This window comes from Streptomyces sp. Da 82-17, assembly GCF_046098215.1.
Lineage (GTDB): Bacteria > Actinomycetota > Actinomycetes > Streptomycetales > Streptomycetaceae > Streptomyces.
Genome location: NZ_JBJURH010000007.1, coordinates 1 through 21,490 on the forward strand (window position 1 = coordinate 1; position 21,490 = coordinate 21,490).

The following is a 21,490-nucleotide window of genomic DNA, read 5'->3' on the forward strand; positions in this document are numbered from 1 at the left end:
GGGGTCTTAGGACTTACAGTCAAAGCATGCGCTATGACCTGGTGATCTTCGACAACGACGGTGTCCTCGTGGACAGCGAACCCATCGCCAACGCCATTCTGGCCAGCTATCTGACCGAGCTGGGGCACCCCACGACCTACCAGGAGTCGCTGCGGGACTACATGGGCGCCGCTATGCACCGCGTGCACGACCTCGTGGCCGAGCGCGGCGGGAAGCCGCTGCCCGAGGACTTCGAAACCGCCTACAACAGCCGGGTGTTCGCCGCGTTCCGGGAAGAGCTGGAACCCGTCCCCGGCGTCGCCGACGTACTGGAGAAGCTCACCGCTGAAGGCGTTCCGTACTGCGTGGCGTCGTCCGGGAGTCACGAGAAGATTCGTGTCGGACATCTCAAGACCGGGCTCGACGAGTGGTTCGAAGACGAGTGGATCTTCAGCTCGGAGGACGTCGGAAAGGGTAAGCCGGCGCCCGATCTGTTTCTGCACGCGGCACAGCAGATGGACGTCGAAGCGCACAGGTGTGTCGTCGTCGAGGACAGCCCGCTCGGGATTCAGGCGGCGCGGGCGGCCGGAATGGACGTGCTCGCGTTCACGTCGATGATGCCGCGCGACCGGCTCGAAGGGGCCACCGCGTACTTCTCCGACATGAGCCAACTCCCCGAACTGCTCGGCTGATTCGGCTGCCGCGCGGACGCGCCGTCGTACCGGCCGGGGACGACCGATACGGTGACGGGCATGAGCGGCCGCGCACAGCTGATGTGGGACGAGGCAGTAACGCGCTACGACTTCGGCACCGGGCACCCGATGGACCCGGTGCGTCTCGCGCTGACCAGAAGGCTCGTCTCGGCGTACGGGCTCGACCGGGAAGTCGAAGTCGTCGCCGCGAAGCCCGCGGGAGAGTCGACGCTGCGGCTCGTGCACCGGGAGGACTACGTGGACGCGGTCAAGGCCGCCTCCCTGGACCCCGGTGCCGCGACCGGGTCGTACGGACTCGGAACCGTGGACGACCCGGCGTTCGCCGGAATGCACGACGTGTCGGCGCTCATCGCGGGGCAGTCCGTGGGCGCCGCCGAAGCCGTGTGGCGGGGAGAGGCCGAGCACGCGGTGAACTTCGCCGGCGGCCTGCACCACGCCATGCCCGGCGGCGCGGCCGGCTTCTGCATCTACAACGACGCGGCGCTCGCCATCGCGCGCCTCCTCGAACTGGGGGCGGAACGCGTCGCATACGTCGACGTGGACGTGCACCACGGCGACGGAGTGCAGGCGGCGTTCTGGGAAGACCCCAGGGTGCTGACCATCTCCCTGCACGAACACCCCAGGACGCTGTTCCCGCAGACCGGCTGGCCCGAGGAGACCGGCGCCGCCGAAGGCAGTGCCGTGAACGTGGCACTGCCCGCCGGCACGGGCGATGCCGGGTGGCTGCGGGCGTTCCACGCGGTCGTACCGGAACTCCTCGCCGAATTCCGGCCCCAGGTCCTCGTCACCCAGCACGGCGCGGACACCCACTTCGAGGACCCGCTGGCGCACCTGGCCGTCTCCCTCGACGCGCAGCGTGCCGTACAACTCGCCTGCCACCAGCTGGCGCACGAGCACGCCGACGGGCGGTGGGTCGCGCTCGGCGGAGGCGGGTACGCCGTGGTGGACGTCGTACCCCGGTCCTGGACGCACCTCGTCGCCATCGCCGCCGGGAAGGAGATCGCGCCGGAGACGGAGATCCCGGAGGAGTGGCGGCAGGAAGTCTTCGCGCGTACGCGGGAGTCCGCGCCCCGGCGCATGACCGACGGGCGCACACCCACCTGGGCCGACTGGGAAGCGGGATACGACCCGGCCGACCGGCTCGACCAGGCCGTGCTCGCGACCCGGCGTGCGGTGTTCCCGCTCAGGGGCCTGTTGCCGTGAGGCATGGCGACGCAGCGGCCCAACTCGCGTAGCAGCCACGGCAGGAGAGCCACCAGAGCCCGCCCGGGAAGTTAGCCCGACGGTGGGGAAAGTCCCCCGATCCCGAGCCGGGCCCGGACCCGATGCGTCAGCATCGCAAGGGTGTTGAGCACCGGCGCCCTGCGGGCGCATCTGCTGGCCGCCCGGCTCGCCGGGCCCGTGGCCACCTCGCGCGAGGAGAGCCTGCGCAGCTACCGGCTCTTCGCCGCCCGCGACCCCCGCGTACTGCTCGGGCTCGACCCCCAATGGTCCTGGGGCGACCGGGACTTGATCGCGCTCATGGCCGACAAGTGCGGCGTCTCCGCCGACCCCCGGCACACCACAGGGCCCGATGTGATCGACCCCGAACGGACGTTGGCCGGACTGGACGCCTTCGCCGGCCGGCTGCGGTGGGCCGCCGAACAGCGCGCGCCCGTGCTGTTCGGCACCGGGCACCCGCACCGACTGCTCGGTTTCTACGCCGAGTTGGCGGCCGCGCTCTCGGCGCATGGCTGCAGGGTGCTCACCCCCGCGCAGGGCGTACGTGTCGACATAACGACCCGGTTCGGTCTACGTACGTACACGCTCGACTATGTGCGAGGGGTTGCGTTGGTGCGTGAGCCGGGCGCGGCGGGCGCCGGGCGTGCGACCGGAGCGCACAGCCACTCCCCGCTGCCGGTGCGCACCGCCCTCGCCGCCGCGGCCGAGTCGGGCGGGCCGCTGCCGGAACTGGTCGTCGGCGACCACGGCTGGGTCTGCGGCGCAGGTCAGCTCGGCGTGGAGGCCATCGGCCTCGCCGACACCGACGACCCGGCGCTGTTCGTCGGGGAGGCGGAAGGGCTCGTGTCGGTCGCCGTACCGCTGGACGACGGGGTGCGGTCCGACTATTACCGGCCGTTGACGCGGTATGTGCTGGGTCGCGCCCGTCTGTCACGGTAGGGGGCCGAGGGGCCCGTCTGTCACGGTAGGCGGCCTGTTGCAGCACCTCTTCCCCACTCGCACCACCCGCCTCTACTCTGGGTGTGAGCGCGCAGCGACGAGGAGTTACCGGAAGGGGAAGCCGGTGCCCGTCATGTGCGGAAGGTTCGGGTGTGTCATGGCTGCTGAGCAGAGGCCTCTGAGCGAGGTGCAGTTTCTGACCGTGGCGGAAGTCGCCTCGGCGATGCGAGTGTCGAAGATGACCGTGTACCGCCTGGTGCACAGCGGTCATCTGCCCGCGATCAGGGTGGGGAGGTCCTTCCGCGTGCCGGAGAATTCGGTGCACGAATACCTTCGCGACTCGTATGTGGGGGTGGAGACGGCCTGACCGACCACCTCGATTACGGCCTCGGCGCTCGGGCGGGTAGGCTGTGCCGACGTAGGTCGTGTGGGCCCCGATTGCCCCGCACCGAGATTCCCGCCGACGCGGGAATGTTCCGAGAAGTGAGCGAGGGTAGTCGTGGGCTCTGTTATCAAGAAGCGGCGTAAGCGGATGGCGAAGAAGAAGCACCGCAAGCTGCTGAAGCGCACGCGCGTTCAGCGTCGCAACAAGAAGTAAGCGCCGCGTACGCAGCGCCTGGCGAAGCCCCCCACCGTTCCGCGGCGGGGGGCTTCGCCGCGTTCCGGCCCGGGGCGCGCCCTGTGACGTACGTGTCCTCACTTCGTGCAGCGGGAGGTCATCACAGCGCAACATCCAGGCGCTAACGTGGCCACTACCCGGACGTGGAAGAGGAAGGCGCTGATCTTGGGCAAGGTCGTGCTGGTCACCGGGGTGGCCCGGCAACTCGGAGGCCGTTTCGTACGCCGTGTGCAGCGCGAGCCCGATGTGGACCGGGTGATCGCCGTGGACGCCGTGGCGCCCGGGCACCAGCTGGGCGACGCCGAATTCGTGCAGGCCGACATCCGGCAGGCGACGATCGCGCGGGTCCTCGCCGAGCACTCCGTGGACACGGTGGTGCACATGGACGTGACGGGCACCCCGCTCGGCGGCGGCAGCCGCGGCTCCGTCAAGGAGACCAACGTCATCGGCACCATGCAGCTCCTCGGCGCCTGCCAGAAGTCCCCGTCGGTGCAGCGGCTCGTGGTCAAGTCCAGTACGAATGTGTACGGTTCGGCGCCCAAGGACCCGGCCGTGTTCACCGAGACGACCCCGCCGAAGTCCCTGCCGAGCGGCGGCTTCGCGAAGGACGCGGTGGAGGTCGAGGGGTACGTACGGGGCTTCGCCCGGCGCCGGCCCGACGTCGCGGTGTGCGTGCTGCGGTTCGCCAACATCCTCGGCCCGACCGCGGATTCGCCGCTCGCCGACTACTTCTCGCTGCCCGTCCTGCCGACCGTGCTCGGCTACGACCCGCGGCTCCAGTTCGTGCACGAGGACGACGTGATCGACGTCCTCCGGATCGCCGCGCGCGAGCCGGAGCGGGGCACGCTCAACAGCGGCACGTTCAACATCGCCGGAGACGGCGTCCTGCTGCTCTCGCAGTGCTCGCGGCGACTCGGCCGGCCGACGGTGCCGGTGCTGCTGCCCGCGGTGACCTGGGCGGGCAGCGCGCTGCGCACGGTGGGCGTCACGGACTTCTCGCCGGAGCAGGTGCGGCTGCTCACCCACGGCCGGGTGGTGTCGACCCGGCAGATGCGCGAGACACTGGGCTTCCGGCCGCACTTCACGACGGCGGAGACCTTCGCGGACTTCGCGCGCAGCCGCGGCCCCGGCCTGCTGCCCCCGCAGGCCGTGGCGAAGGCGGTCGACCGGCTCGCCGCCCTGCCGTTCGCGGGCGGCCGGGCCACCGGCGACGACGCCGCACAGCACCCGACGCAGAGCGCCAACTGAGGAGCGCAGCAACGATGGCGGACGCCAAGGTCATTCCGTTCGACGAGGGAGCTGCCGACCGCCCGCGCGGTGAGCGCCGCCCCCGGCAGCGGTCCACGGGCCGCCGCAAGGCCGAGCAGTCGGCCGTACGCGAGATGAGGGCCCTGCCCGGCCAGGCGGAGCCGGCCGACGGGGACGCGCAGAGCGGGGCGGAGGAGCCCGGGGAGCGGGCGGAGCGGCCGTCGCCCGGCGCATCCCTGGAGCGCCGGATCGCGGGCGGCCTGTCCTTCCTGCGCCGCCGCCTCACCGGCGAGTACGAGGTCGACGAGTTCGGCTACGACCAGGAGCTGACCGACCAGGTCCTGATGTCGCTGCTGCGGCCCGTGTACGAGAAGTACTTTCGGGTCGACGTGAAGGGCATCGAGAACATCCCGGCGGACGGCGGTGCGCTGATCGTCGCCAACCACTCCGGGACGCTGCCGCTGGACGGGCTGATGATGCAGGTCGCCGTGCACGACCGGCATCCGCAGCAGCGGCATCTGCGGCTGCTCGCCGCCGACCTGGTCTTCATGCTGCCGGTGGTGAACGAGCTGGCCCGCAAGGCCGGGCACACCCTTGCCTGCGCCGAGGACGCCCAACGGCTCCTGGAGAGCGGGGAGTTGGTCGGCGTGATGCCGGAGGGGTTCAAGGGCATCGGGAAGCCGTTCAGCGAGCGGTACAAACTGCAGCGCTTCGGCCGCGGCGGGTTCGTGTCGACCGCGCTGCGGGCCGGGACGCCGATCGTGCCGTGCTCGATCGTCGGGGCCGAGGAGATCTACCCGATGATCGGCAACGCGAAGACGCTGGCGCGGGTGCTGGGCTTCCCGTACTTCCCGATCACGCCGACGTTCCCGTGGCTGGGGCCGCTGGGCGCGGTGCCGCTGCCGACGAAGTGGACGATCCAGTTCGGCGAGCCGATCCCGACGGACGGCTATCCGCCGGAGGCGGCGGAGGACCCGATGCTGATGTTCAACCTGACCGACCAGGTGCGGGAGCAGATCCAGCACACGCTGTACAAACTGCTGGTGCAGCGGCGGTCGGTGTTCTTCTGACGGCCTCGTATACGTGGTCGGGGGCGCCCTCCATCGAGGAGGGCGCCCCCAACTGCGTATACGTGCCGCGCTACTTCGTGGTGTCCTCGCCGTCGATGCCGAGGCCGGGCAGGAGGCCCGGGAGGACCGGCGGGAGGGTGACGTCCGGCTTGTCGGGTGTGGCCTTGCCGTCGGACGGGGTGGCCTTCTCGTCCTCGCCGAGGGGCGGGTCGAGCAGGCCGCCGGTGCCGCCGCCGATCAGGCTGTCGTCCTCGCTGCCGGACTCGGACGGCTTGGGCTTGCCGGTGTCGCCGCCGGGGCTGCTGCTGTCGCTGTCGGGCGACTGCTTGCCGTCGTCCGTGCCGGTGGCGCCGGAGTCGGGGCGGCGGGTGTCGCCGTCCGGGCTGTCGCCGGTCTCCGGGGTGCGGGGGAGGAGCGACTGGAGCGGGCCGACTTCCTCGTCTATGGCGTCGAAGACGGAGCTGACCTCGTCCCCGACGTCCGACAGTTGCAGCGGGAGCCGGTCGCGCAGGGCGGTCCAGCTTTCGCGGTGCGCCTGGGAGAAGCTCGACAGTGCCTGGATGGGGGCGATCGAGCCGTCGCGTTCGTACGCCGCGTGCAGCAGGCGGTGGCCTTCGCTGACGTCGTTGCGCATGCCGCGGAGGGTGTGGCGGACTTCGCCGAGCGACTCGTGGTCGAGGGCGCCGGCGCGGTCGCGTTCCATGAGGCGGCGGGCTTCGTGGAGGCGGGTGGAGGCCTGGTTGAGGTAGAGCTCGCCGCGGGCCGAGTCGTCGTCGGCCATGTCGAGCTTGAGGTCCTCCATGCCGCGCTTCAGGCCGTACAGCGAGTCGCCGGGGAGGGCGTCGGAGCTGGCGGCGGCTACTCCGCTGAACGCTCCGGCGGCCACGCCGACGGTGAGCCCGCCGGCGGCGATGCCCTTGGACAGGCGGGAGCGGGGGCGCAACTTGCGTAGCGGGCTTGCCCGGTGGGCGCCCTTGGCCGCGCGTTGTTCGGGTACCGAGGGGCTCACGCCGTCGCCTCCGGCGGCGGTGCCCTCCTGAAGCATCGCCTCCATGGCGGCCATCAGCTGGGCCCGCTGGACCACCTTGACCTCGGGGTCCAACTCCGGCTTGGGCAGCTCGCCGAGACCGCCGGCCAAGGCCAACATCCGGCTCCGCGCTGCCTGTTCGGCAGCGGGGGAGTCCTCTGTGCTCTCTGGCTGCTCGGCCGCCGCGGCCTGGTCGGACTGCTCCTCCAGGGCCTGGGCGAAGGCGTTCGCCCGCCGGTGTGCCGAAACATTCGCGATCACTGGCGGCACCTCCTCTCGTCATGACGTCCGACTCCCCAGGGGGTCCTGAAGGTTGCCCGGCCTTGAGTCCGGCCACTCGATCGAGTGAGTGGCGCGGGGCAGGGGATGACCACAGGGAGCCTGCATCCCGCACAACGACGGTCTCGGCACTTGGGTTACGGACGAAAGATGATCCGACCGCTTTCGGCATCGCCCAGTCACAGCAGGTGAGTTGGGGGTCACGATGTGTCGCCGGAAGGGCCGGAGAGGGGCGAGGGGGGCGTTCGAAAAGGGGACGAGTGGGGGAATGGGGACGGGTGGGGGAACTTGGGGACGAGTGGGGAACTGGGGACGTACGGGATGTGGGGTGTACGGGACGTCGTGCGGGGCGTGGGGTCAGCGGGCGTCGTCCGGCAGGAGCCGGGCGAGGGTGCGCACGGCGCGGTACTGGAGGGTCTTGATCGCGCCCTCGTTCTTGCCCATGACGCGGGCGGTCTCGGCGACCGAGAGGCCCTGCAGGAAGCGCAGCGTCACGCACTCCTGCTGTTGCGGGTTGAGCCGGCGCACCGCTTCGAGCAGCGCGGCGTTGGAGAGGGACTCCAGGACCGAGTCCTCGGGGCTGCGCTCGACCTCGTTGGCGTCGAGCATCTCGCCGGTGGTGACCTCGAGGCGGAAGCGGCTGGACTTGAAGTGGTCGGCGACGAGGTTGCGGGCGATCGTCACGAGCCAGGCGCCGAAGTCACGGCCCTGCCAGGTGAAGGTGCCGATGCGGCGCAGGGCGCGCAGAAAGGTCTCGCTGGTCAGGTCCTCGGCAGTGGCTTTGCCGCCGACGCGGTAGTAGATGTAGCGGTAGACGGTGTCGCTGTACTGGTCGTAGAGGCGGCCGAAGGCGTCGGCCTCGCCGGCCTGGGCGCGTTCGACCAACTCCATCATGCGGGCGCTGTCGCTGTCCGCTGCGGGACGGCGGGCGGTGGTCGACGTGGCGCCGGAGCGGCCGCGTCTGCCGGCGGCATGCCGGCCGTCGGGCCTGCGGCCTTCGACGACGGCGGTGCGCGCCGGTCCCTTCCCGAGGCCTTCGGCCAACGCGTAGCAGGGGGCGGCGGGTGCAGGGACGGCGAAGGCGGGGACGGCGTACGCGGTGGGGACGAAGCCGCGCAAGCGGTCGATGACCGTTGCGCGCAGCGTAGCCAGGCCCGAGGTGTCAACCCCGACGTGTGGGTACACGGGACTCCCAGAGGCAGAGCTTCCATCACGTGCAGTGTGGGACCGTTCACCCGTCGTAGCGACGTGTGGGGTCCTGTATGCGTCTGAGGAGAATAACGCTTCGTGCAGGGAGCGCTACACCCAGTTGCTCAAATCATCGATTCCGTCGCTTCTGTTACGGATCTTCGCTGCTTCAAGTACCGCAGAGTGAGCAGTTGTTGATCGGATCAGATCGTGATCTGTCTGAGTGCGGGGCGTGTTGTGGTCGAGTTCCCCGAACAGGACTGGCGGGGCCGCGCCGCGGGTAACCAGTACGGATCGGCCTGTGCGGGGCCCGGGGCCCGGCCGGGCACGGAGCGTGCACGGCACACGGACCCCGTCGGTCACGGGGAGTACGCGGATTCGGCGGGGAGTTGGGGCTCAGCGGCGGCGGCGGTGCAGGGCGACGGCGGCGGCCGTGCCGCCCGCGATCGCGCCCACTCCGGCGGCGGCCGGGATGCCGACCTTGGCGGCCTTGCGCCCGGTGCGATAGTCGCGCAGCCGCCAGTCCCGTTCGCGTGCGTGCTTGCGCAGTTTGCTGTCGGGGTTGATCGCGTACGGATGCCCGACGAGCGACAGCATCGGGATGTCGTTGTGCGAGTCGCTGTACGCCGCGCAGCGGTTCAGGTCCAGGCCCTCCGCGGAGGCGAGGGCGCGGACCGCCTCGGCCTTGGCGGGGCCGTGCAGCGGTTCGCCGACCAACTTGCCGGTGTAGACGCCGTCGACGGACTCCGCGACGGTGCCGAGCGCGCCGGTCAGGCCGAGCCGGCGGGCGATGATCGTCGCGGTCTCGACGGGGGCGGCGGTGACGAGCCAGACCTTCTGGCCGGCGTCCAGGTGCGCCTGGGCGAGGGCGCGGGTGCCGGGCCAGATGCGCTCCGCCATGTACTCGTCGTAGATCTCCTCGCCGATGGACATCAACTCGGCGACGCGGTGGCCCTTGACGATGGACAGGGCGCTGTCGCGCGCGTCCTGCATGTGTTCCGGGTCCTCTACGCCCGCGATCCTGAACCACGCCTGCTGCCAGGCGAATCGGGCCAGTTCCTGGCGCTGGAAGAACTTCCGCTTGTAGAGGCCGCGGCCGAAGTGGAAGAGGGCGGCGCCCTGCATCACGGTGTTGTCGAGGTCGAAGAAGGCGGCGGCGCGCTCGTCGCCCGCGACGGGGAATTCGGGTTCCGCGGCTTCGGGGGACTCGGCGGGTTCCTCGGCGAGTTGCTCCAACTCCTGCGAGGTCTTGCGCGCTGCCTCCGCCGAGGCCTCGCCTGCCAGGACGCTGCGCGCGGTCGCGGAGCGCCTACGGGGGGTGAGCCATCCGAGAGCGGCCATGTCGTGAGCATAGCCAGTCTGTTCGGCGGTGACGGAGTCGAGCGCGTTCGGAGCCTGTGAACTCTCCGCTACCGCACCGTTAAGCACCGTCACCGTCGGCGGGTCCCCGGTCCGGTCGCGGGCGCGCGAGAATGGCCGTATGAGTCCCATTTTTCGTCGTACGGAGAAGAAGCGGCCCGAGGACCGGGTGGTGACCTTGATCGGTAAGCCGGGCTGTCATCTGTGCGATACGGCACAGGAAGTGATCGAAAAGGTCTGCGCGGAGACCGGCGCGGCGTGGGAGAAGAAGGACATCACGCAGGACGAGGAGTTGCACCGGAAGTACTGGGAGCAGATTCCGGTCGTGCTGGTGGACGGGGCGCAGCACGACTTCTGGCGTGTCAATGAAGATCGTCTACGGCGGGCGCTCACCGCTTAGTTGAGCCCGGGTCGGGGAGTGGTGGAGCGGTCACGGGGAGTGTGCGGCGGAATGCGAACTGACCGGCTGGTCTGAAATTCGATTACGATCGGGGGCGATTTGGACTCGGGGGTCTGGAAATCGTGAGGAGTGTGTGCGGTTTTGCCCCCTTCGGGTAACCAACGTCGGAGCGTCCGCGCCGGTTCCACTTCGGGTCACAACTGGCGCGTGACCCCGGTCACTTTGGCCGGACAAACCGGACACTATCTTTGTGCACGCGTTCACAAAGGCATAGCCTGCATTCGACGGGGCGGTCTGGGGACTTCTGGCCGCCTACAGCCCCGCTCTACCCGCAGGAGCACCGTGGCAACTGGCCGAACTCACCGACCGGCGACCCGCAGCCGAGGGATTCCCGAGGCCACCGTCGCCAGGCTTCCGCTGTACCTTCGCGCGCTGACCGCACTGTCGGAGCGCTCGGTTCCCACGGTCTCCTCCGAGGAACTCGCGGCCGCGGCGGGGGTCAACTCCGCGAAGCTGCGCAAGGACTTCTCGTACCTCGGCTCGTACGGCACCCGCGGTGTCGGGTACGACGTCGAGTATCTCGTGTACCAGATCAGCCGCGAACTGGGGCTCACCCAGGACTGGCCGGTTGTGATCGTCGGTATCGGTAACCTCGGTGCGGCGCTCGCCAATTACGGCGGGTTCGCCTCCCGTGGCTTCCGGGTCGCCGCGCTGATCGACGCCGACCCGAACATGGCCGGAACGCCGGTCGCGGGCATGCCCGTGCAGCACACCGACGACCTCGAGAAGATCATCGAGGACAACGGCGTCTCCATCGGCGTGATCTCGACCCCGGCCGGTGCCGCCCAGCAGGTCTGCGACCGCCTGGTCGCCGCGGGCGTCACCTCGATCCTCAACTTCGCGCCGACCGTGCTCTCCGTGCCGGACGGCGTCGACGTGCGCAAGGTCGACCTCTCCATCGAGCTGCAGATCCTCGCCTTCCACGAGCAGCGCAAGGCGGGCGAGGAAGCCGGTGCCGAGGCCGTCGTCGCGGACGCCGTCGCCGCCGCCGACGTACCGGTCGTCGCCGAGGCCGCCGCCGAAGCCCAGGCCGCCGCGGAGGCGGCCCGCGCCGAGAGCGCCACCGACCGCAAGGGACCCGACGGGGACGTCCCCGCCGTGATGCCGGCATGAGTCTCCTCGTCGTCGGCCTCAGCCACCGCAGCGCCCCCGTCAGCGTCCTGGAGCGGGCCGCGCTCCCCGCGGACGCGCAGGCCAAGCTGCTCCACGACACCGTCGCCGCCGAGCCCGCGGCGGAGGCCGCGGTGCTCGCCACCTGCAACCGCATCGAGCTCTACGCCGACGTGGACAAGTTCCACGCGGGCGTCGCCGAGCTGTCCACGCTGCTCGCCCAGCACAGCGGCGTCGGCCTGGAGGAGCTCACCCCGTATCTGTACGTGCACTACGAGGACCGGGCCGTCCACCACCTGCTCTCGGTGGCGTGCGGGCTCGACTCCATGGTCGTCGGCGAGGGCCAGATCCTCGGCCAGATCAAGGACGCCCTGGCCACCTCGCAGGAGCTGCACACCGCGGGCCGCCTCCTGAACGACCTGTTCCAGCAGGCCCTGCGGGTCGGCAAGCGCGCGCACTCCGAGACCGGCATCGACCGCGCCGGGCAGTCCCTGGTCACCTTCGGCCTGGAACAGCTCGCCGACGGCGCGCCGGTGGACGAGTGGGCGAAGGGCAAGCGGGCGCTCGTGATCGGCGCCGGGTCCATGTCGTCGCTCGCCGCGGCGACGCTCGCGCGGGTCGGCGTGGCCGAGATCGTGGTCGCGAACCGTACGCAGGCCCGGGCCGAGCGGCTCGTCGAGATCCTCTCCGAGTCGGGCACGGGGTGCGCGGCTCGGGTCGCGCCGATGGGTTCCGTCGCCGACGAGCTGACACGAGTCGACGTCGTCGTCTCCTGTACGGGGGCGACCGGGCTCGTGCTCACCGGTGAGGCGGTTGCGGCGGCTGTGGCTTCCGGGGCTCGGCCCGCTTCGGGTGCCGAGGCGCCCAGCCTGCGGGCTCCGGACGGCAGCCTGGTGGCCCGGCTTGCGGCTGCCGCCGCGCGTGATGGTCGTATCCCCGACGCGGGGTCCGTCGCGGATGCTCCTGGCGTGGAGTCCCTTGAGTTGCACGGGACTTGGGCCGGTAACGGGGTCGTCCTCGACAGCCCGGCGACAGGGCTGGACTCGTCCTCGTCCTGCCCGGTGCCGGGGGCTGTGCCCACCCTCCCCCAAGCTCTCGACTCCGCTCGAGCAGGGGGGACCCCCACCGCCCCTGGCGGACCAGCTGCCCACAGCGGTAGCGGTAGCAGCGGCGGTGCAGTAGGCGGCGGCGAAGCCGGTCACGGTGCCGTGCGGGCCGTCATTCCCGCGCAGCACGCCCCCGTCAAGCTCGCTCTGCTCGACCTCGCCATGCCGCGGGACATCGACGCCGCCGTGCATCGGATCGACGGCGTGCGGCTCGTCGACATCGAGTCGCTCGCCGAGGCCTCCGCCGACGCGCCGATGGCCGCCGACGTGGACCAGGTGCGCGGCATCGTCTCCGACGAGGTCGCCGCCTTCGGCGCCGCGCAGCGGGCCGCGCGCATCACGCCGACCGTGGTCGCCCTGCGCACCATGGCCGCCGACGTGGTGCAGAGCGAACTCGCCCGGCTCCACGGCCGGTTGCCCGACCTCGACGAACGCGCGCAGGCCGAGATGACACAGACCGTGCGCCGCGTCGTCGACAAGCTCCTGCACGCCCCGACCGTGCGGGTCAAGCAGCTCGCCGCCGAACCCGGCGGAGCCGAGTACGCGGACGCGCTGCGCACCCTCTTCGACCTCGACCCGCAGACGGTGGCCTCCGTATCCCGGGCGGACTCGAACAGCAACGACGACACCGATGCAAGAAACCGGGGGCGAGCATGACTCAGACCCAGAAAGCGCTGCGGCTCGGCACGCGCCGCAGCAAGCTCGCCATGGCGCAGTCCGGCCATGTCGCCGACGCCGTACGGCAGTTGACCGGCCGCGACGTCGAGCTCGTGGAGATCACCACGTACGGCGACACCTCGCGGGAGCACCTCGCGCAGATCGGCGGCACCGGCGTCTTCGTCACCGCCCTGCGCGACGCGCTCCTGCGCGGTGACGTCGACTTCGCCGTGCACTCCCTCAAGGACCTGCCGACCTCCCAGCCCGAGGACCTGGCGCTCGCGGCGATCCCGCGCCGCGAGGACCCCCGGGACGTGCTGATCGGCCGCGACGGCATGACCCTCGCCGAGCTCACCGAGGCCGCCCAGGGCGGCACCGTGCGCATCGGCACCGGCTCGCCCCGCCGCATGGCGCAGCTGAACGCCTGCGCCCACCACCGCGGCCTCCGCCTGGAGACCGTGCCGATCCGCGGGAACATCGACACCCGCATCGGCTTCGTACGCAACGGAGAGCTCGACGCCGTGGTGCTTGCCGCGGCCGGGCTCAACCGGATCGGCAGGGCGGACGAGGTGACCGAGTACCTCGACCCCGACCACGTCCTGCCCGCCCCCGGCCAGGGCGCCCTGGCCATCGAGTGCACCGCAGCCGATGCGGAGCTCGCCGCCACCCTCGCCGAGCTCGACGACCCGCTGACGCGGGTCGCCGTGACCGCCGAGCGTTCCCTGCTCGCCGCCCTGGAGGCCGGCTGCTCCGCACCCGTGGGAGCACTCGCCGACGTGCTGGCCGACGAGCAGGTTGTCAAGGAAATGCGCCTGCGCGGCGTCGTCGGTGCGACCGACGGCTCCGAGCTGGTGCAGCTGTCCACCACCGGTCCCGTACCCACCACCCAGGACCAGGCCGAAGCGCTCGGCCGCGAACTCGCGGACGAGATGCTGGCCAAGGGTGCGGCCGGTCTGATGGGGGAGCGAGCACATTGAGCCCCACCACCTCTGTACCTCAGGCGTCCTTCGGACCCGGACACGTCACCTTCCTCGGTGCGGGTCCGGGCGACCCGGGACTGCTCACACTGCGCGCCGTCGAGGCGCTGGCCGGCGCCGATGTGCTGGTCGCCGAGCCCGAAGTGCTGGACGTCGTCCGGGTGCATGCGCGGGCCGGCGCGGAGCTCTCGGGCGCGGCGCAGCAGGCCGAGGCTGACGAGTCATCAAGCCCCGCGGATGCCGCCAATCTTGTCATGGCGGCCGCACGCGGCGGCAAGCGGGTCGTCCGTGCCGTGAGCGGTGACCCGGGCCTGGACGCGGGGGTCGGCGAGGAGATGCTCGCCTGCGCCGCCGAGGGCATCCCCTTCGAGGTGGTGCCCGGCATCGCGGCTGCCGTCGGCGTGCCCGCGTACGCCGGTGTGCCGCTGCGGGACGAGCAGGGCGCGGACGTCCGGTTCGTGGACGCCCGCACCGCCTCCGAGCGCTGCTGGACCGAGGTCGGCGCCTCCGACGGCACGGTCGTCGTCTCCACCACCCTGGAGACCGTGGCCGCGGCCGCCGGTGAACTGGTCGCCGCGGGCCGCAAGCCGGACACCCCGATGTCGGTGACCGTGGCCGGCACGACGACCCGGCAGCGCACCTGGAACGCCACGCTCGGCACGGTCGCGCAGGTCCTCAAGCAGGCCAAGGTGCTGCCCTCGCCGCAGGGGCACCAGCCCGTCATAGCCGTGGTCGGCGAGCGTTCCGCGGCCGCGCTGCGCGACCGGCTGTCGTGGTTCGAGTCCAAGCCGCTGTTCGGCTGGAAGGTGCTCGTGCCGCGCACCAAGGAGCAGGCGGCCTCGCTCTCCGACCAGCTCGTCTCGTACGGCGCGGTGCCGCACGAGGTTCCGACGATCGCCGTCGAGCCGCCGCGCACGCCCCAGCAGATGGAGCGCGCGGTCAAGGGCCTCGTCACCGGCCGGTACGAGTGGATCGCGTTCACGTCGGTCAACGCCGTGAAGGCCGTACGCGAGAAGTTCGAGGAGTACGGGCTCGACGCCCGTGCCTTCGCCGGGATCAAGGTCGCCGCGGTCGGCGAGCAGACCGCCAAGGCGCTCATCGCCTTCGGCGTGAAGCCCGACCTGGTGCCGAGCGGCGAGCAGTCGGCCGCCGGCCTCCTGGAGGACTGGCCGCCGTACGACCCCGTCTTCGACCCGATCGACCGGGTCTTCCTGCCGCGGGCCGACATCGCCACCGAGACGCTCGTGGCCGGGCTCATCGAGCTGGGCTGGGAGGTCGACGACGTCACGGCCTACCGGACCGTGCGGGCCTCGCCGCCGCCGGCGGAGACCCGTGAGGCCATCAAGGGCGGCGGCTTCGACGCCGTGCTGTTCACGTCGTCGTCCACGGTGCGGAACCTCGTCGGCATCGCCGGCAAGCCGCACAACGTCACCGTGATCGCCTGCATCGGCCCGGCCACCGCGAAGACCGCGGAGGAGCACGGCCTGCGGGTGGACGTCATGGCCCCGGAGCCGTCCGTGCACAAGCTGGCCGAGGCCCTCGCCGAGTTCGGCGCGGCCCGTCGCGCCGCGGCCGTCGAGGCCGGCGAGGCGGTCACCCGGCCCAGCGAGCGCCGCCCCGGAGCACGCCGCCGCCGGGCCGCGACCACCTGACGCGAGCGCCGGACGCACCGCAGCAGTACGCGGGCCCCGCACCCTCCTCCGACGAGGGCGCGGGGCCCGACGCGTACCCCCGGCTACTCGGGTGCGACGGTGTGCCCGTAGCGGAGCAGGTTGTCCGGGTCGTACGTGGCCTTGTCGTGCCGCAGCCGGTCGTAGACCTCCGCCGTCCAGGCGCGGGCGCGGTCCGGCTCGTCGTGCGGGGTGCCGTGCAGATTGACCATGGTGTGACCGGTGGCGTACGGGGCCATCGCGGACTGCAGGGACGTCACCGTCTCCTGGACGGCCGCCGCGGCCTCCGGCACCGGGAGGACCGCGACCGTCTCCAGGAGATAGCCGGCGTCCCGGGCGCAGATCGCGTCGTCCGCCGCCGCCGGGCGGGACAGCGCGCCGCCCATGTGCCGCAGCTCGACCATGAGGAGCGGGCAGTCGGCGACGCCCGGGCCCACCTGCGCGAGCAGCGTCGCCCGCGCCTCGGTCGGCAGCTCGCGCAGCAGCACGCACGCCTCGGTCGCGGGGAGCGGGTCCTGCGGCTCCATGTAGATCCGGTCGACGGCCGCGAACGGCATCTCCTCGACCGTGTCGACGACCACCGGGGCGGCGGCCCGGATCGGCTCCAACAGGCGCTCGCCCTCGGCGGGTTCACCGGTCCAGGCGACCGCGACGCGCGCCCAGAAGCCGCCGCGCAGCGGCTCGGGGATCTCCGGGATGGGCGGCAGCCGCAGCAGCGTGTACGAGCTGCACATCTCCTCCGGCACCAGTTCGGTCCAGTCGGCCCAGGCGTCGAGGAGCGCCGCCGCGTGTTCGCCCGGGCAGTAGATGCCGCCGCCGAGGAGCGAGGCGACCGGCAGCAGGTCGAAGGTCATGGACGTGACCACGCCGATGTTGCCCTTGCCGCCGCGCAGCGCCCAGAACAGCTCGGGCTCGGCCTCGGCGGTGACCTCGCGGAGCGTGCCGTCCGGGGTGACCAGGTCGAAGGAGCGGACCATGTCGGCCGCGTAGCCGAAGGTGCGGCCGAGGACGGGCAGGCCGCCGCCCAGGGTGTAGCCGACGGCGCCCGCGTCCGTGGAGGAGCCGCAGAGCGCGGCGAGGCCGTGCGGGGCCGCGGCCTGGAGGACGTGCCGCCACTTCGCGCCCGCGGCGACGGTCGCCGTGCGCGCCTCCGGGTCGACGCGGACGTCGGTCATCCGCTTCGTGCTGATCAACAGGCCTTGTTCGATGGGGAAGTTGGCGCCGTGCCCGGTGGCCTGCACGGCGACGGGTGTGCCGGTCGCCGACGCCCAGCGCAGCGCCGCCACGATGTCCTCGGCGCCGGTCGCGCCGACGGCCACGTCGGGGGTGTGCAGGGCGGCCAGGTTGAAGCCGGTGACCTCCTCGGCGTAGCCGTCGTCGCCGGGGTGCAGCACCGGGCCGCGGATCTCCGACAGGGCGAGGCGGCCGGGGCGGTGGGGTGTGGTGGTCATCGCGTCCTCCGCGGTGGGGCGTACGGAGGGCCGCGGCGGCTCGGTCAGGCACCGGCGCGTGCCCGATCATGCGTCGGCTTGCTGCGAGCCGGGCGTGCTGCCGAGTCGGGCGTCTGCCGAGTCATGCGTCTGCGTGCGGCGTGAGGGAGGAGGCCGTCGAGGTCCTTTCCTCCAGCATCGCCCCGGGCGCGCGGGCCCGCATGCCGGGGGCGTGTGCGGCTTGTTCGGGTATGCCCGGATCCGACGTTCAGTCGGCAAATCGGGTGTCTGTGCGGGCGTAGCGTAGGTCCCATGACGAAGTACGGAGCCTTTCCGGGTTCGCGGCCGAGGCGGCTGCGGACCACGCCCGCGATGCGCCGCATGGTCGCCGAGAACCGGGTGCATCCGGCCGATCTGATCCTCCCGGCGTTCGTGCGCGAGGGGATCGACCAGCCCGTGCCGATCCAGGCCATGCCGGGCGTCGTGCAGCACACCCGGGAGACGCTGAAGAAGGCCGCTGTCGAGGCGGTCGAGGCGGGCGTCTCCGGGATCATGCTGTTCGGCGTGCCCGAGGACGAGAAGAAGGACAACGCCGGCACGGCGGGCACCGACCCCGACGGCATCCTGCAGCAGGCGCTGCGGGACGTGCGGGCCGAGGTCGGCGACGACCTGGTGATCATGTCCGACCTGTGCCTGGACGAGTACACCGACCACGGCCACTGCGGCGTCCTGGACGACCGCGGCCGGGTGGACAACGACGCGACCCTGGAGCGGTACGCGGAGATGGCCCAGGTCCAGGCCGACGCGGGCGCCCACGTGGTCGGCCCGAGCGGCATGATGGACGGCCAGGTCGGCGTGATCCGGGACGCCCTGGACCAGACCGGGCACGAGGACGTGTCGATCCTCGCGTACACGGTGAAGTACTCCTCGGCGTTCTTCGGGCCGTTCCGCGAGGCCGTCGGCTCGTCGCTGCAGGGCGACCGCAAGACCTACCAGCAGGACCCGGCCAACGCCCGGGAGTCGCTGCGGGAGTTGGCGCTGGACCTGGAGGAGGGCGCCGACATGGTGATGGTCAAGCCGGCCGGCCCCTACCTCGACATCCTGGCGAAGGTCGCGGACGCGGTCGACGTGCCGGTGGCGGCGTACCAGATCTCCGGGGAGTACGCGATGGTCGAGGCCGCCGCCGAGAAGGGGTGGATCGACCGGGACCAGGCGATCCTGGAGACCCTCACCGGCATCAAGCGGGCCGGAGCCGACACGATCCTCACCTACTGGGCGGTGGAGGCCGCGCGCGCCCTGCGCTGAATCACCTCGACGAGGCGGGACATGCCGTCGGCCGCGTGGCCGGCGGCGACCGCCCGGTCGAGCAACTCCTGGAAGGGCGCGAGGAGTTGACCGTCGATGCCCTGGTCGGCGTAGGTGCTGAGCAGGTTGGGGAACGCCGCCTGGTTGACGGCCAGGCTGGACACGTCAGTGAGGTGCTCGCCGGAGTCGATCGCCTCGGCCCACTCGCCCGAGGTGCCCCGCAGCATCGCGCCGACCCAGGGTTCGAGCAGCGCGTGGAACTCCTTGGCCGGGACGCCCTCGGTGCCGACCAGGGCGTACGCCTGAAGGACGCCGGCGATCATGCCGTACATGCCGGTGAGCAGGGCCAGGTCGTAGAGCGCGGCGCGGCCCGGGTCGGTGCCGGTCCAGTGGGTGTCGGCGAGGGCGGCGAGCGTGGCCCGATGCGCCTCGTAGGCCTCCTGGTCGCCGCTGTAGAGGATGTACGCGCCGGGTCCGGCGATCATCTGCGGTACGGCCATGATGCCGCCGTCCACGTACCGGGCGCCCCGGTCGCCCGCGGTCTTCGCGAAGGCGCGGGCCTGGGCCGGGGTGCCGTTGGTGAGGTTCACCAGGGTCTTGCCGGTGAGGTCGAGGGGGGTCAGGACCTCCTCGACGTTCGCGTACGTCGTCAGGCAGACGACGACCAGGTCGCTCGCCGCGACCGCCTCGGCGGAGGTGGCGGCCGGGGCGGCGCCCTGGGCGACGAGCGGGCCGGTCTTGGCGGCCGAGCGGTTCCAGACGGTGGTGCGGTGCCCGGCCTTCAGGAAGGCGGCGGCGAGCGCGCCGCCCATCATGCCGAGGCCGAGCACGGAGACGGATGCGCGGGGGGAGCCGGGCGAGGGGTTCGTGGTCATGCCGACGATCCTCGGCGGGTGCCCAACTCCCCACAAGTACCGACTATTCGGTGCGGTACTGACCTCCGGGTACGTATCGAGGTCAGCGCCGTGAGCCGGGAGAGACTGCCGTGGGCCGGGAGGGCTCAGATCTCCTTGTGCAGCGCCTCGATGTTGTTGCCGTCGGGGTCCGAGACGAACGAGCAGTACGCGCGGTACTCCGGCCACAGGCGCGGCGCGTGCCGCTCGGTGCCGCCGTTGGCGAGGGCGGCCGCGTGGAAGGCGTCCACGGCGGCCCGGTCCTTCGCGGTGAACGCCACGTGCACCCCGCGCGTCACGTCCTCGCCGGGCTGGGCGGGGCCGACGGCGAACGACGGGGTGTCGATGCCGTCCTCCCAGTACTCGATCCCGCCCGGGTCGCGGTCCCCGGCGATGACGCCGAGCGGCGCCAGCGCGGCCGTGTAGAACGGCTCGCTCACGTCGAAGTCGCTGCAGAGCAGGGTGATGTGGTGGATGAACGGGTACGGCGTGGTCATGATCCCGAACCTTAGGGTGCGGCGCCGCACCCTGCCACAGCCTTTCGCGGATCCCCCGGCCCGGCCCTACAGCGCCCCGCGGGCCGAGTCCAGGTCCCGCATGAAGTCCCGGCCGTACCCTTGCGCGTCGTCGCTCTCCCAGTACGGGCCGCCGTTGTAGCGGGCCGCGAGCTCCTGGTACTGCGCGTCCGTCATCCGCTCCGCCGGTACGTCCGCGAACTCGCTCTCGGCCTTCAGGCGGGCCAGGTACTCGGAGGCGATGAAGACGTTCTGCGTGGGGTCCTTGACCGCCGACTCGACCTCGTCGCGCTGCGCGTCGGTGAGCTCCGCCGGGTCGTAGCCGAGCACCTCGGCGGCCCGCCGGATCTGGATCTGCATCGGGCCCATCGACGTACGGTCCGCGTCGCCGCCGATCCCCCACTGCCGGGCGGTGTCGGTGACGTCGTCGACGACCGCCGGGTCGCCGTCGACCTCGCGCCAGGCGATCCCGGCGATCATGTCCGGCGGCAGGCCGTTCTCCTTCGCGGCGGCGCGGATGGCGGCGCTGTTGGCGTCGATCCACTCGCTGCGCTTCTCGTCGGACGCGCCCGGCAGCCAGTAGCTGGTGCCCTTGCCCTCGGGGAGCCCGGCGCTGAGGTCGCGGATGCGCTGCAGGGCGGGCGAGACGGTGACGTCGGGGCCGACCCGCGGGAAGAAGTCGGTCTTCGAACCGCCGCCCGGCAGGCGGGTCTTGGGGTCGGAGCTCGCCTGGGCGGCCTCGGTGCGCAGATCGCCGACGCGGTCCAGGAGGGCCGCCGCGTCCTTGAGTTCGCTGCGGAACTCGGGGATCAGGGCGCGGGCCGCGTCCAGGTCCTTCATGGAGTCGCCGCGCACCGACTCCTCGGCAGCGCGGGCCCGCCGGAAGGCGTCCGAGGCGTCCTCGTACCAGCGGTCCGCCTCCTCGCGGATGTCGTCCACGTCGCCGGGCGCGGTGCGGTCCTGCAGCCAGTCGACGACGCCGGTCGAGTCGCGCAGGTCCTCCCAGCGTTTCATCGCCTCGCCGTCGCCGTCCCCGACGAGCTTGCCGAGCCGCTCGGCGCAGTCGGTGCCGGTGCTGAGGTGCTTGTGGGCCTCCTCGACGGCGTCGGCGTACCGGAGGAGGGCCTTCCAGGCGGCCTCGAAGCCGTCCTTGAGGCCGGCGACGAGGGTGCGCACGTCGCCGATGCGGGCGTCGTAGTGCGTGCGGGAGGCGCTGATCCAGTGCGTGTCGGCGGCCTTGGCGACGGACGGGCCGACCGAGTCGAGCAGGTCCCGCATCCGCTTGTACTCGGCGGCGTTCCGCTCGATCAGCGCCGGGTTGCAGTCCTCCAGGTACGCGACGTCCGCGTAGTACGTGACGCTCACCGGCTCAACTCCGCGGTGTCCAGGAAGGACTTGAAGCCGTCGCGGGTCGCGTCGTCGACCTGTGTGTAGCCGCCGCCGGTCGTCCTGAGCGCCGTGGACAGGGCGGTGAGCAGGGTGACCAGGTCCTGGTGCTGGTCGGCCGCGTGCCGGGCGAACTGCTCGGTCTTCGCGCCGAGTTCGGCGTGCGCGGCGGGGGTGCGGGCGAGCGTGCCGAGGTCGGCGTCGAGCCGGCCCTCGTGCAGCAACCCGGCTATCTCGGTGAGGAGATGGGCACTGCCGTCTATGGAGTGGGGGTCGGCGGCGAAGCCGCTTCCGTCGGTCATGTGGCTCCTCGCGTGGGGGCGGGTCCAGGTCGGTCCG

General features: G+C 71.8%; 21 protein-coding genes. 13 read left to right on the forward strand and 8 right to left on the reverse strand.

Annotation, left to right across the window (positions count from 1 at the left end; all coding sequences use genetic code 11):
* Positions 1-26: 26 nt before the first annotated feature.
* The 7 genes from ACIDOF_RS13625 to ACIDOF_RS13655 all read left to right on the forward strand — a co-directional run bounded on the left by ACIDOF_RS13625 (position 27) and on the right by ACIDOF_RS13655 (position 5,789).
* A complete protein-coding gene (locus ACIDOF_RS13625) occupies positions 27-671 on the forward strand; it encodes an HAD family hydrolase (RefSeq protein WP_409006100.1) in 645 nt (214 codons plus the stop codon).
* A gap of 60 nt (positions 672-731) precedes the next feature.
* Positions 732-1,895, forward strand: coding sequence for an acetoin utilization protein AcuC (locus ACIDOF_RS13630; RefSeq protein ID WP_409006101.1), 1,164 nt, complete (start codon positions 732-734; stop codon positions 1,893-1,895).
* Between the two features lie 141 nt (positions 1,896-2,036).
* The gene (locus ACIDOF_RS13635) at positions 2,037-2,852 is read left to right on the forward strand and encodes a phosphatase (protein ID WP_409006102.1); all 816 of its coding nucleotides are present in this window, start codon (positions 2,037-2,039) and stop codon (positions 2,850-2,852) included.
* 157 nt (positions 2,853-3,009) lie between these two features.
* On the forward strand, positions 3,010-3,219 hold the full coding sequence (locus tag ACIDOF_RS13640) for a helix-turn-helix domain-containing protein (protein WP_282517019.1): 210 nt from the start codon (positions 3,010-3,012) through the stop codon (positions 3,217-3,219).
* A gap of 132 nt (positions 3,220-3,351) precedes the next feature.
* Complete coding sequence (locus ACIDOF_RS13645) at positions 3,352-3,450, forward strand: 30S ribosomal protein bS22 (RefSeq protein ID WP_003948845.1); 99 nt, start codon at positions 3,352-3,354, stop codon at positions 3,448-3,450.
* 186 nt (positions 3,451-3,636) lie between these two features.
* Entirely contained in the window at positions 3,637-4,719 is a 1,083-nt protein-coding gene (locus tag ACIDOF_RS13650; protein ID WP_409006103.1) for an NAD-dependent epimerase/dehydratase family protein, read from the forward strand.
* Between the two features lie 14 nt (positions 4,720-4,733).
* Complete coding sequence (locus ACIDOF_RS13655) at positions 4,734-5,789, forward strand: lysophospholipid acyltransferase family protein (protein WP_409006104.1); 1,056 nt, start codon at positions 4,734-4,736, stop codon at positions 5,787-5,789.
* 70 nt (positions 5,790-5,859) lie between these two features.
* On the opposite strand, the gene ACIDOF_RS13660 is transcribed toward ACIDOF_RS13655, so the two are convergent.
* From ACIDOF_RS13660 to ACIDOF_RS13670, 3 genes are all read right to left on the reverse strand, one after another.
* On the reverse strand, positions 5,860-7,077 hold the full coding sequence (locus ACIDOF_RS13660) for a DUF5667 domain-containing protein (RefSeq protein WP_409006105.1): 1,218 nt from the start codon (positions 7,075-7,077) through the stop codon (positions 5,860-5,862).
* A 375-nt stretch (positions 7,078-7,452) separates the two neighbouring features.
* The gene (locus ACIDOF_RS13665) at positions 7,453-8,280 is read right to left on the reverse strand and encodes an ECF subfamily RNA polymerase sigma factor, BldN family (protein WP_409006106.1); all 828 of its coding nucleotides are present in this window, start codon (positions 8,278-8,280) and stop codon (positions 7,453-7,455) included.
* A gap of 399 nt (positions 8,281-8,679) precedes the next feature.
* The gene (locus ACIDOF_RS13670; RefSeq protein ID WP_409006107.1) at positions 8,680-9,624 is read right to left on the reverse strand and encodes an HAD family hydrolase; all 945 of its coding nucleotides are present in this window, start codon (positions 9,622-9,624) and stop codon (positions 8,680-8,682) included.
* Between the two features lie 139 nt (positions 9,625-9,763).
* On the opposite strand from ACIDOF_RS13670, the gene ACIDOF_RS13675 reads away from it, so the two are divergent.
* The 5 genes from ACIDOF_RS13675 to ACIDOF_RS13695 all read left to right on the forward strand — a co-directional run bounded on the left by ACIDOF_RS13675 (position 9,764) and on the right by ACIDOF_RS13695 (position 15,604).
* Entirely contained in the window at positions 9,764-10,042 is a 279-nt protein-coding gene (locus ACIDOF_RS13675; RefSeq protein WP_409006108.1) for a glutaredoxin family protein, read from the forward strand.
* 342 nt (positions 10,043-10,384) lie between these two features.
* On the forward strand, positions 10,385-11,215 hold the full coding sequence (locus ACIDOF_RS13680) for a redox-sensing transcriptional repressor Rex (protein ID WP_409006109.1): 831 nt from the start codon (positions 10,385-10,387) through the stop codon (positions 11,213-11,215).
* Positions 11,212-12,975, forward strand: a complete 1,764-nt coding sequence (locus ACIDOF_RS13685; protein ID WP_409006110.1) for a glutamyl-tRNA reductase — start codon at positions 11,212-11,214, stop codon at positions 12,973-12,975. Before ACIDOF_RS13680 ends, ACIDOF_RS13685 begins: the two co-directional genes overlap by 4 nt.
* A complete protein-coding gene (gene hemC / locus ACIDOF_RS13690) occupies positions 12,972-13,952 on the forward strand; it encodes a hydroxymethylbilane synthase (RefSeq protein ID WP_409006111.1) in 981 nt (326 codons plus the stop codon). Before ACIDOF_RS13685 ends, hemC begins: the two co-directional genes overlap by 4 nt.
* Positions 13,949-15,604: a uroporphyrinogen-III synthase gene (locus tag ACIDOF_RS13695; RefSeq protein WP_409006112.1), complete on the forward strand. Its 1,656-nt coding sequence runs from the start codon at positions 13,949-13,951 to the stop codon at positions 15,602-15,604. Before hemC ends, ACIDOF_RS13695 begins: the two co-directional genes overlap by 4 nt.
* Before the next feature lie 83 nt (positions 15,605-15,687).
* Here ACIDOF_RS13695 and ACIDOF_RS13700 read toward each other — a convergent pair whose 3' ends face one another.
* Positions 15,688-17,073 (reverse strand): FAD-binding oxidoreductase, encoded by a 1,386-nt coding sequence (locus ACIDOF_RS13700; RefSeq protein ID WP_409006113.1) that lies wholly within the window; start codon positions 17,071-17,073, stop codon positions 15,688-15,690.
* Positions 17,074-17,364: 291 nt separating this feature from the next.
* On the opposite strand from ACIDOF_RS13700, the gene hemB reads away from it, so the two are divergent.
* Entirely contained in the window at positions 17,365-18,357 is a 993-nt protein-coding gene (gene hemB / locus ACIDOF_RS13705; RefSeq protein ID WP_409006114.1) for a porphobilinogen synthase, read from the forward strand.
* Here the strand turns inward: hemB and ACIDOF_RS13710 are convergent.
* From ACIDOF_RS13710 to ACIDOF_RS13725, 4 genes are all read right to left on the reverse strand, one after another.
* A complete protein-coding gene (locus ACIDOF_RS13710; protein ID WP_409006115.1) occupies positions 18,321-19,232 on the reverse strand; it encodes an NAD(P)-dependent oxidoreductase in 912 nt (303 codons plus the stop codon). The two genes, hemB and ACIDOF_RS13710, sit on opposite strands and share 37 nt — an antisense overlap.
* A 125-nt stretch (positions 19,233-19,357) precedes the next feature.
* Positions 19,358-19,747, reverse strand: coding sequence for a VOC family protein (locus tag ACIDOF_RS13715; RefSeq protein WP_409006116.1), 390 nt, complete (start codon positions 19,745-19,747; stop codon positions 19,358-19,360).
* A 66-nt stretch (positions 19,748-19,813) separates the two neighbouring features.
* Positions 19,814-21,130: a transglycosylase SLT domain-containing protein gene (locus ACIDOF_RS13720; protein ID WP_409006117.1), complete on the reverse strand. Its 1,317-nt coding sequence runs from the start codon at positions 21,128-21,130 to the stop codon at positions 19,814-19,816.
* Positions 21,127-21,453, reverse strand: coding sequence for a hypothetical protein (locus ACIDOF_RS13725; RefSeq protein ID WP_409006118.1), 327 nt, complete (start codon positions 21,451-21,453; stop codon positions 21,127-21,129). Before ACIDOF_RS13725 ends, ACIDOF_RS13720 begins: the two co-directional genes overlap by 4 nt.
* Positions 21,454-21,490 lie beyond the last annotated feature (37 nt).

Coding starts and splice junctions, on each gene's coding strand:
- ACIDOF_RS13630 (WP_409006101.1), top strand. CDS start 732: ATGAGCGGCCGCGCACAGCTGATGTGGGACGAGGCAGTAACGCGCTAC.
- ACIDOF_RS13700 (WP_409006113.1), bottom strand. CDS start 17,073: ATGACCACCACACCCCACCGCCCCGGCCGCCTCGCCCTGTCGGAGATC.
- ACIDOF_RS13655 (WP_409006104.1), top strand. CDS start 4,734: ATGGCGGACGCCAAGGTCATTCCGTTCGACGAGGGAGCTGCCGACCGC.
- ACIDOF_RS13670 (WP_409006107.1), bottom strand. CDS start 9,624: ATGGCCGCTCTCGGATGGCTCACCCCCCGTAGGCGCTCCGCGACCGCG.
- ACIDOF_RS13685 (WP_409006110.1), top strand. CDS start 11,212: ATGAGTCTCCTCGTCGTCGGCCTCAGCCACCGCAGCGCCCCCGTCAGC.
- ACIDOF_RS13640 (WP_282517019.1), top strand. CDS start 3,010: ATGGCTGCTGAGCAGAGGCCTCTGAGCGAGGTGCAGTTTCTGACCGTG.
- ACIDOF_RS13725 (WP_409006118.1), bottom strand. CDS start 21,453: ATGACCGACGGAAGCGGCTTCGCCGCCGACCCCCACTCCATAGACGGC.
- ACIDOF_RS13710 (WP_409006115.1), bottom strand. CDS start 19,232: ATGACCACGAACCCCTCGCCCGGCTCCCCCCGCGCATCCGTCTCCGTG.
- ACIDOF_RS13675 (WP_409006108.1), top strand. CDS start 9,764: ATGAGTCCCATTTTTCGTCGTACGGAGAAGAAGCGGCCCGAGGACCGG.
- hemB (WP_409006114.1), top strand. CDS start 17,365: ATGACGAAGTACGGAGCCTTTCCGGGTTCGCGGCCGAGGCGGCTGCGG.
- hemC (WP_409006111.1), top strand. CDS start 12,972: ATGACTCAGACCCAGAAAGCGCTGCGGCTCGGCACGCGCCGCAGCAAG.
- ACIDOF_RS13625 (WP_409006100.1), top strand. CDS start 27: ATGCGCTATGACCTGGTGATCTTCGACAACGACGGTGTCCTCGTGGAC.
- ACIDOF_RS13715 (WP_409006116.1), bottom strand. CDS start 19,747: ATGACCACGCCGTACCCGTTCATCCACCACATCACCCTGCTCTGCAGC.